Source organism: Kitasatospora sp. NPDC056327, from assembly GCF_042261735.1.
Classification (GTDB): Bacteria; Actinomycetota; Actinomycetes; order Streptomycetales; family Streptomycetaceae; genus Kitasatospora.
In genome coordinates, this window is record NZ_JBHJRC010000373.1 from 1 (window position 1) to 7,206 (window position 7,206).

8 protein-coding genes are annotated in these 7,206 nt (G+C 76.6%); 3 read left to right on the forward strand and 5 right to left on the reverse strand.

The genetic code is table 11. From position 1 onward, the window contains the following. Positions 1-51 precede the first annotated feature (51 nt). Complete coding sequence (locus ACFCX4_RS33060; protein WP_376150604.1) at positions 52-426, reverse strand: YbjQ family protein; 375 nt, start codon at positions 424-426, stop codon at positions 52-54. Between the two features lie 146 nt (positions 427-572). Between ACFCX4_RS33060 and ACFCX4_RS33065 the strand changes: the two genes are divergently transcribed. Both ACFCX4_RS33065 and ACFCX4_RS33070 read left to right on the forward strand, forming a co-directional pair. Beyond that, on the forward strand, positions 573-1,505 hold the full coding sequence (locus ACFCX4_RS33065) for a hypothetical protein (RefSeq protein WP_376150606.1): 933 nt from the start codon (positions 573-575) through the stop codon (positions 1,503-1,505). A 72-nt stretch (positions 1,506-1,577) separates the two neighbouring features. Then, positions 1,578-2,291: an aminoacyl-tRNA hydrolase gene (locus ACFCX4_RS33070; protein ID WP_376150608.1), complete on the forward strand. Its 714-nt coding sequence runs from the start codon at positions 1,578-1,580 to the stop codon at positions 2,289-2,291. A 54-nt stretch (positions 2,292-2,345) separates the two neighbouring features. Here the strand turns inward: ACFCX4_RS33070 and ACFCX4_RS33075 are convergent, their stop codons facing one another. The 4 genes from ACFCX4_RS33075 to modA all read right to left on the reverse strand — a co-directional run bounded on the left by ACFCX4_RS33075 (position 2,346) and on the right by modA (position 6,049). Then, a complete protein-coding gene (locus ACFCX4_RS33075) occupies positions 2,346-2,777 on the reverse strand; it encodes a polyketide cyclase (RefSeq protein WP_376150610.1) in 432 nt (143 codons plus the stop codon). A gap of 344 nt (positions 2,778-3,121) precedes the next feature. Then, positions 3,122-4,246, reverse strand: a complete 1,125-nt coding sequence (locus ACFCX4_RS33080; protein WP_376150612.1) for an ABC transporter ATP-binding protein — start codon at positions 4,244-4,246, stop codon at positions 3,122-3,124. 109 nt (positions 4,247-4,355) lie between these two features. Continuing rightward, entirely contained in the window at positions 4,356-5,228 is an 873-nt protein-coding gene (locus ACFCX4_RS33085) for an ABC transporter permease (protein WP_376150614.1), read from the reverse strand. Continuing rightward, the gene (gene modA, locus ACFCX4_RS33090; protein WP_376150616.1) at positions 5,225-6,049 is read right to left on the reverse strand and encodes a molybdate ABC transporter substrate-binding protein; all 825 of its coding nucleotides are present in this window, start codon (positions 6,047-6,049) and stop codon (positions 5,225-5,227) included. Before modA ends, ACFCX4_RS33085 begins: the two co-directional genes overlap by 4 nt. A 333-nt stretch (positions 6,050-6,382) precedes the next feature. Here modA and ACFCX4_RS33095 point away from each other — a divergent pair, with 333 nt between their 5' ends. After that, positions 6,383-7,189: a cytochrome P450 gene (locus ACFCX4_RS33095; RefSeq protein ID WP_376150618.1), complete on the forward strand. Its 807-nt coding sequence runs from the start codon at positions 6,383-6,385 to the stop codon at positions 7,187-7,189. The last annotated feature ends 17 nt before the right edge of the window (positions 7,190-7,206 follow it).

Here is a 7,206-nt window from a genome sequence, read left to right on the forward strand (position 1 = left end):
CCCCGGCGGCGCCCCCGGCGGCGGGGACGGGGGGCGCCGCCCGTCCGGGCGTCAGGCCGTGACCGGGGAGATCACCACCGCCGTGCCGTAGGCGCAGACCTCGGTGCCGACGTCCGCCGCCGCCGCGACATCGAAGCGGAACATCAGCACCGCGTTGCCGCCGCGCGCCTTGGTCTGTTCGACCAGCCGCTCCATCGCCTCGTTGCGGCTCTCCACCAGGGTTTTCGTCAGGCCCCGCAGCTCGCCGCCGACCAGCGACTTCAGCGAGGCGCCGATCTGGCTGCCGATGTGCCGGCTGCGCACGGTCAGGCCGAACACCTCGCCGATCACGTGGTCCACCCGGAAACCCGGGATGTCGTTGGTGGTCACTACCAGCACCTGGGCGTCGGGACGCTGCCCGCCGCCGAACTCGTCGAGGTTCGTCATGGGGCCATCCTGCCGGGCGGTCGCACGCCGTCGAACAGAGGCGCGCGGGGCGCGGCCCGGACCGGGCGGGCCGGTGACGGCGAGAACGCACAGGGTAGCCGGAACAGACCGGTGATCGGAGGCCGGAAAGGCCGTACCGTAGCCCCATGGGCGAGCGAAGCGATCATCCACAGGGGCCGGGCGCGGCGGAGGACTCCGGAGCGCAGGAGATCGAGGCGACGGTGGTCCTGGGCCTGCGGATCACGAACTGGCCGGCGCTGCGCGCCGCGGCCGTCGCGGCCGTCGAGGAACTGGACTTCGAGGGCATCGATCCGGCAGGGCAGCGCCGTGAGCTGCTGCGCGAGGTGGCCGAGGACGCCAACGCGGCGCTCGGCGCGCTGCTCCACCCGGACCGGCTGGTGGCGGCGATCCCGGGCGTCGAGGCGATCGGCGGCACGCTGGAGATCAGCGTCACCGAGGACTTCGCGCCGGACTTCGCCGAGCTGTTCCCGCTGGAGGCCGACGAGGAGGAGGGCGGCGGCGCGGCCGGCGACTGGACGCTCACGCCGCGCACCGCCTGTCTGCTCCACGCCCAGCTGCTCGGGCTGGCCGACGCCGCCTACGACGACCTCGACGAGCACGAGGACGAGCCGGTCGTCGACGGCGAGGAGGCCGACTGGACGGTGCTCGGGCGGCTGCCGCAGCGCACCTGGCGGCTGCGCCGGGGCTGGCGCCGCGCGATGGCCCGCACCTTCGACGACCTGGCCGACGACCTCGCGCTCGGCGAGTGGCCGCTGCCGCGCTGCCTGGCGGAGGAGATCGCGCTGCGGATGGCGCTGGTCGACGCCCGGACGCTGCTCGGCGCGCAGCCCGAGTCGGTCGCCGACATGATGGGCGACCTGCCGGCCGACCTGTACGACTACGACTGGGACGGCTGCCACGACGAGCTGTTCGGCGTCTACGGGCCGGACGACGGCGATCCGGAGCTGAGTGCGGAGCAGCGCGCCGAGCTGCTGCTCACGGCCACCCACCCGGAGGGCTGGTTCCTGCCCTACGAGGACGCGGAGGAGCGGGACCAGCAGCGCGGCTACCGCCGCTGAGCGGGGCGGCCCGCGGGCCGGCGCCCGGGCACCGGGGTGATCACCGCTCCGGCGGGCTGGCATGCTGGTCGGGTGACTTCTCCGTTCGACGCCCCCGTTCCCGAGCCGGCCCCCGAGGACCGCGACGCCCGGCCGCAGTACGTGCTGCCGCTGGTCGTCCGGCTGGAGCGCGCGACGCCGCCCGGGCGCACCGACGCGCTGGAGACCTCGGCGCGCGCGGTGCTGACGCTGCTGGACGACCCGCGGGTCGTCGGGGCCGAGGGGGAGTGGGCGGAGCGGGTCGCGGCGTGGGAGGACGCCCGGATCCGCAAGGTGGTGCGGCGGGCGCGCGGCGGTGAGTGGCGCCGGGCCGGGGAGCTGCCGGGCATCACGGTGGCCGGGCGGGAGACCGAGGTGCGGGTGTTCCCGCCGATCCCGCTGGACGGCTGGCCGAAGGACCTCGCCAAGCTCCAGGTGTCGGGCACCGATCTGGCGGAGAGCGGGCCGGTCGACGCCCCGGTGCCGGGGGTTCCGGTGCTGTGGCTGAACCCGGAGCTGGAGATGAGCGCCGGCAAGACCATGGCGCAGACCGGTCACGCGGCGCAGCTCGCGTGGTGGCGGCTGGACGCGGCCCGGCGCGCGGAGTGGGCCCGGAGCGGCTTCGCGCTGGCCGTGCGGACGGCGACGCCGGAGGCGTGGGCGGGGCTGGTGGCGAGCGGGCTGCCGCTGGTGCAGGACGCGGGGTTCACCGAGATCGCCCCGGGCAGCTGCACGGTGGTGGCGGACCACCCGGCGCTGCGCGGCTGATCCGGCGGGCGGATCCCGCAGGGGGCGGCTTCGGCCCGGGCGTCCGGCGGGCCGTCACCGCCGCAGGACGAGCCGTTCGGTGCGGACGGCGAACAGGGTCAGCCGGTGGGTCCAGTCGTGGCCCTGCCGCTCGAAGCCGGCCCGGAGGGTCTCGGGCGGGAGGGTGAGTGCGGCGAAGCCGCTCTCCACTACGCGCAGCCGGGTGTGGTTGCCGGGTTCCGCGGTGAGGGTGAACGTGACCAGCGTGGTGCCGCCCCCGGCGTCGGACGCCTGCGGGTGCTGCCGGTGCGGGCGGCGGAAGGCGAGGACGGCCGGCGGCTCGGCGTGCGCGGTCTCCGCGCCGCCCGCGGCCACGGCGTCGGTGCTGCCGTCGGTGCCCTCGGTGTCGAGCCAGGCACCCGGGAACTCCGCCCCGGCGAGCGCCTCCCGGACCCGTTCGGGGGGCGCCGCGATGGTGATCTCGCGCTCGATCCTGTCGGCGACCATGCCGTGAACCTCCTCGATCCGTTGCCCGAGGGTCGCACGACCCGGCCCCAACGTGCAACCTGGGGGTTGCACATGGGGGGTGAGCGGCCGTCAGGCCGGGTGCCGCCGCGGACCGCGCGGACCGCCTTGCGCGGCCGCGGCCGCCCGCGGGGCCATGACCGATGGGCCGGTCCGGTGCCCGCGGGCCGCCCGCGGGTCGGAGGTGCGGCGCAGCGCGTACCGGCCCGCCCGGTCGGGCCGGTACCGCACCGCGCGGCGTGCGCCCGGCCCGCCGGAGAGCAGCGGGGAGAGCGGGAGGGGACGGGCGCTCCGGCTGGTGGCGGACCCGGGCGGGGGCGTGCGCCTCAGGCCGGATAGGCGTGCGTCTGGGCCGCCTTGACCGCGGCCCAGACCGTCGCGCCGGGAGCGAGGCCGAGTTCGGCGGCGGCCGCCGGGGTGAGGTCGGCGGCCATCGGGACGGGGCCCGTCAGGTCGGCCCGGACCTGGTCGCCGTGCAGGTCGAGCCCGGCGACCGTCAGGGGCCAGACGTTGCGGGCGCTGCCCTCCGGCCGGGCGGGGTGCAGGGTGACGGCGGACGGCGGGAAGGCGACGAAGGCCGGGCCGGAGAGTTCCTCGTCGGTGGTCAGCACGGCGCCCCCGTCCAGGGTCACCCGGTGCCCGTCCGCCGTGCCCCGGTACAGGTTGAGGCCGACCAGCCGGGCGATGTAGTCGGTGCGCGGCCGGCGCGCGATCTCCGCCGGGAGGCCGGACTGCACCTCGCGCCCGTCCTCGATCACCACCAGCCGGTCGGCCAGCACCATCGCGTCCAGCGGATCGTGCGTCACCAGGACCGCGACCGCCTCGAACTCGGCCAGGTGGCGGCGCAGCTGGGCCCGGACGTCGAGCCGGGTGCGGGCGTCCAGGGCGGCCAGCGGCTCGTCCAGGAGCAGCAGCCGGGGCCGGACGGCCAGTGCCCGGGCCAGTGCCACCCGCTGCGCCTGGCCGCCGGAGAGCCGGCCCGGGCGGGCGTCCGCCTGCTCGGTCAGGCCCATCCGCTCCAGCCAGCCGGCCGCCTCGGCGCGTGCCTCGCGCCTGGAGCGGCCCCGGCAGCGCGGGCCGAAGGCGACGTTGTCCAGGGCGCTCAGGTGGGGGAAGAGCAGGTAGTCCTGGAACACCACGCCGACCGGGCGCTCCTCGGCGGGGGTGTGCAGCCGGCGGGCGGGGTCCTCCAGGACGCGGCCGTCCAGGTGCAGATGGCCGTCGCCGAGCGGGAGCAGACCGGCCAGGGCGCGCAGTGCGGTGGACTTGCCGGCGCCGTTGGGGCCGAGCAGGGCGACCACCTCGCCGGGGGCGGCGCCGAGGGCGAGGTCCAGGGTGAAGCCGGCGCGCTCGATCCGCAGCCGGGCGTCGAGTCCCGCGGCGGGCGGCGCGGCCGGCCCGGCCGGGGGCGTGGGGGGCGTGGGGACGGTCGGGGAAGGCGGGGGAGTCATCGGCGCGGTATCCCGGGGACGGCGGACGGGCGGGCGGACGGGTGCCCGGAGGGGTGCGTGGGCGGCCGGCCGGAGGAGCCGGTGGGGCCGGGGACCGGACGGGGTGGCGTCACGGCGCGGACATCCAGCGCTCGCGCAGCCCGGCCAGGACCGCGATCGACACCACCAGCAGCACCAGCGAGAGCGCGATCGCCGCCTCGGGGTCCGACTCCATGGCGAGGTAGACGGCGAGCGGCATGGTCTGGGTGCGGCCGGGGAAGTTGCCGGCGAAGGTGATCGTGGCGCCGAACTCGCCGAGCGCCCGCGCCCAGGCCAGCACCGCGCCGGCCCCGATGCCCGGGGCGATCAGCGGCAGCGTCACCCGGCGGAAGACGGTCAGCCGGGAGGCGCCCAGCGTCGCGGCGGCCTCCTCGTAGCGCGGGTCGGCGGCGCGCAGCGCGCCCTCGACGCTGATCACCAGGAACGGCATCGCGACGAACGCCTCGGCGATCACCACCCCGGTGGTGGTGAACGGCAGGGTGAGGCCGAAGGCGGAGTCCAGCCAGGAGCCGACGATGCCGCGCCGGCCGAGCACCAGCAGCAGCGCGACGCCGCCGACCACCGGCGGCAGCACCAGCGGCAGCGTCACCAGGGCCCGGACCAGCCGTCGGCCCGGCAGCTCGGTGCGGGCCATCAGCCAGGCCAGTGGCACCCCCAGCACCAGTGACACCCCGGTGGCGGCGGTCGCGCAGACCAGCGACAGGCGCAGCGCCTCCCATACCTGGGGGCTGGTGAGCTGTTCCGACAGCGTGCTCCACGGCGCCCGGACGAGCAGCCCGGCCAGCGGGAGGACGAGGAACGCCAGACCGAGCAGGGCCGGGAGCAGCAGGGTGAACGGCACCCGGCGGGCCCGCCGCCGACCGCCCCACCGCCGGCGGTGCGGCGGCGGGGCGTCGGCGGGCGGCGCGCCGGCCGGGCCGGTGCCGGCGGTGCGGCGGATCACGGGGCCTGGAAGCCCGCGGCGGTCAGGACCTGCTGGGCCTCGGGCGACCGGACGAAGGCGACGAACGCGGCCGCGCCGTCCTTGTTCGGCGCCTTGGCCAGCGCGGCGATCGGGTAGTCGTTCACGGCCTGGGCGGCCTCGGGGAAGTCCACGCCGTCGATCTTCCCGGAATCGGCCCGCACATCGGTGCGGTACACCAGCGAGGCGTCGACCTCGCCCAGCTCGACCTTGGTCAGCGCGCCCTTGACGTCCTGCTCCAGGGTGACCGGCGTGAGGGTGACGTTCGCGGCCTTGAGGGCGGTCAGCGCGGCGGCGCCGCACGGCACCTCCTTCGCGCAGAGGGCGACCTTCACCCCGGGGGCGGCCAGGTCCGCGAGGCCGGCGAGGTGCTTGGGGTTCCCCTTGGGGACGGCGATGGTGAGCGTGTTGCGCACGAAGGTCTGCGGGGTGCCGGCCGCACCGCCGGCGTCGGTGACGGTCTTCATGGTGGCCGCGCTGGCGGCGGCGAAGACGTCGGCCGGGGCGCCGGAGTTGATGCTGCCCGCGAGGGCGGAGCTGCCGCCGAAGTTGAAGGTGACCCTGCTGCCGGGGTTGGCGGCCTCGAACGTCGCGCCGAGCGCGGTGAAGGTCTCCTTGAGGGAGGCGGCCGCGAAGACGGTGATCGAGCCGGACGCCTTCGGGGCGCCGGCCGCGCCGGTGCCGGAGGCGGACGCGGGGGCGGCGGAGGAGGAGCTGCCGCCGCCGTCGCCGCCGCAGGCGGTGAGGCCGAGGACGAGAACGAGGGCCGCGGCTCCGGCGGTGGTGAGTCTGCGGACGGTCATCTCTTCGGTTCCCCTCCCGGGCGCGCCGCACGGGCGCGGGTCAATGGCCGCAGGTGCGGCCTTTATTCCGATCATAGTCCCGCATCTGCGGCCCCGGATCCGGTCTTCCCCTCGCACGGGCCAGGGGAACCCGGGCCCCCGGGACGGCCCGGGAAGCCCGCCCGGTCCGCAGGCGCGGCACCGCGTGCGAGGAGGGGAACCCGCCCCCGGGGGCGCGGGCGGCCCGGCGGGCGCGGCGTGGCGCGCGTCCGTGCCGACCCGTGCGCCCCTGCCGCTCTGATTACCACTCAGTTACTTTGGGTCGGTAAGCAGGGGCACGACCGAGGAGGGCACATGTCGCCGACCGTCGCCGTCACCGCCGTCACCGCCGCCGCAGCCGCCGCGACCACCGGGAACCGGATACCGGGCCCGCCGGGACTCCCGCTCGTGGGATCGCTGTTCGACCTGACCCGGCGCCCGTTGCGGACCTACCTCGACGCCCGGCGCGACTACGGCGACGTCGTGCGCTTCGTGGCCGGCCCGCCCGGGCTGCGCGTCGAGTTCTACGCGGTCTTCTCCCCGGAGGGCGCGCACCAGGTGCTCGCCGGCCAGGCGGGGAACTTCCGCAAGGACAACAGCTTCTACGACGAGCTGCGCAGCAGCCTCGGCAACGGCCTGCTGACCAGCATGGACGGCGACTACCAGCGGCAGCGCCGGCTGATCCAGCCGCTGTTCACCCGCCGCCGGGTGGACGGCTACGCCCGGGCCGTCGGCCTGGAGTGCGAGGCACTCGCCGAGCGGTGGCGGTCGGCGCCCGGCGGGGTGGTCGACGTCGCCCAGGAGACCTCCCGGTTCGCGCTGCGCACGGTGTCCCGGATCCTGTTCGGGGCCGACGTGGAGGCGGCGGTGGAGGTGGTGCACCACAGCTTCCCGGTGCTCGGCGCGTCCGTCCTCGAACGCGGCTTCGCCCCGGTCCGGGTGCCCCGCTCCTGGCCCACGCCCGCCAACCGGCGGGCCGGCGCGGCGCAGCGCGACCTGTACGCGGTGTGCGACCGGATCATCGCCGAACGGGCCGTCCGGGCCCGCCGGGCGCCGGGCGGGCCCGGGCCCGGGGGCCCGGCCGGTGGGTTATACAAAAAAAAGAGCCCCCCAGACAAATAAAAAAAAGGTTTGGCGGG

Excerpts from the sequence above, each read along its gene's own strand:
- ACFCX4_RS33060 (WP_376150604.1), bottom strand. The coding sequence starts at position 426 with ATGACGAACCTCGACGAGTTCGGCGGCGGGCAGCGTCCCGACGCCCAG.
- ACFCX4_RS33080 (WP_376150612.1), bottom strand. The coding sequence starts at position 4,246 with ATGACTCCCCCGCCTTCCCCGACCGTCCCCACGCCCCCCACGCCCCCG.
- ACFCX4_RS33075 (WP_376150610.1), bottom strand. The coding sequence starts at position 2,777 with ATGGTCGCCGACAGGATCGAGCGCGAGATCACCATCGCGGCGCCCCCC.
- ACFCX4_RS33065 (WP_376150606.1), top strand. The coding sequence starts at position 573 with ATGGGCGAGCGAAGCGATCATCCACAGGGGCCGGGCGCGGCGGAGGAC.
- ACFCX4_RS33095 (WP_376150618.1), top strand. The coding sequence starts at position 6,383 with ATGTCGCCGACCGTCGCCGTCACCGCCGTCACCGCCGCCGCAGCCGCC.
- modA (WP_376150616.1), bottom strand. The coding sequence starts at position 6,049 with ATGACCGTCCGCAGACTCACCACCGCCGGAGCCGCGGCCCTCGTTCTC.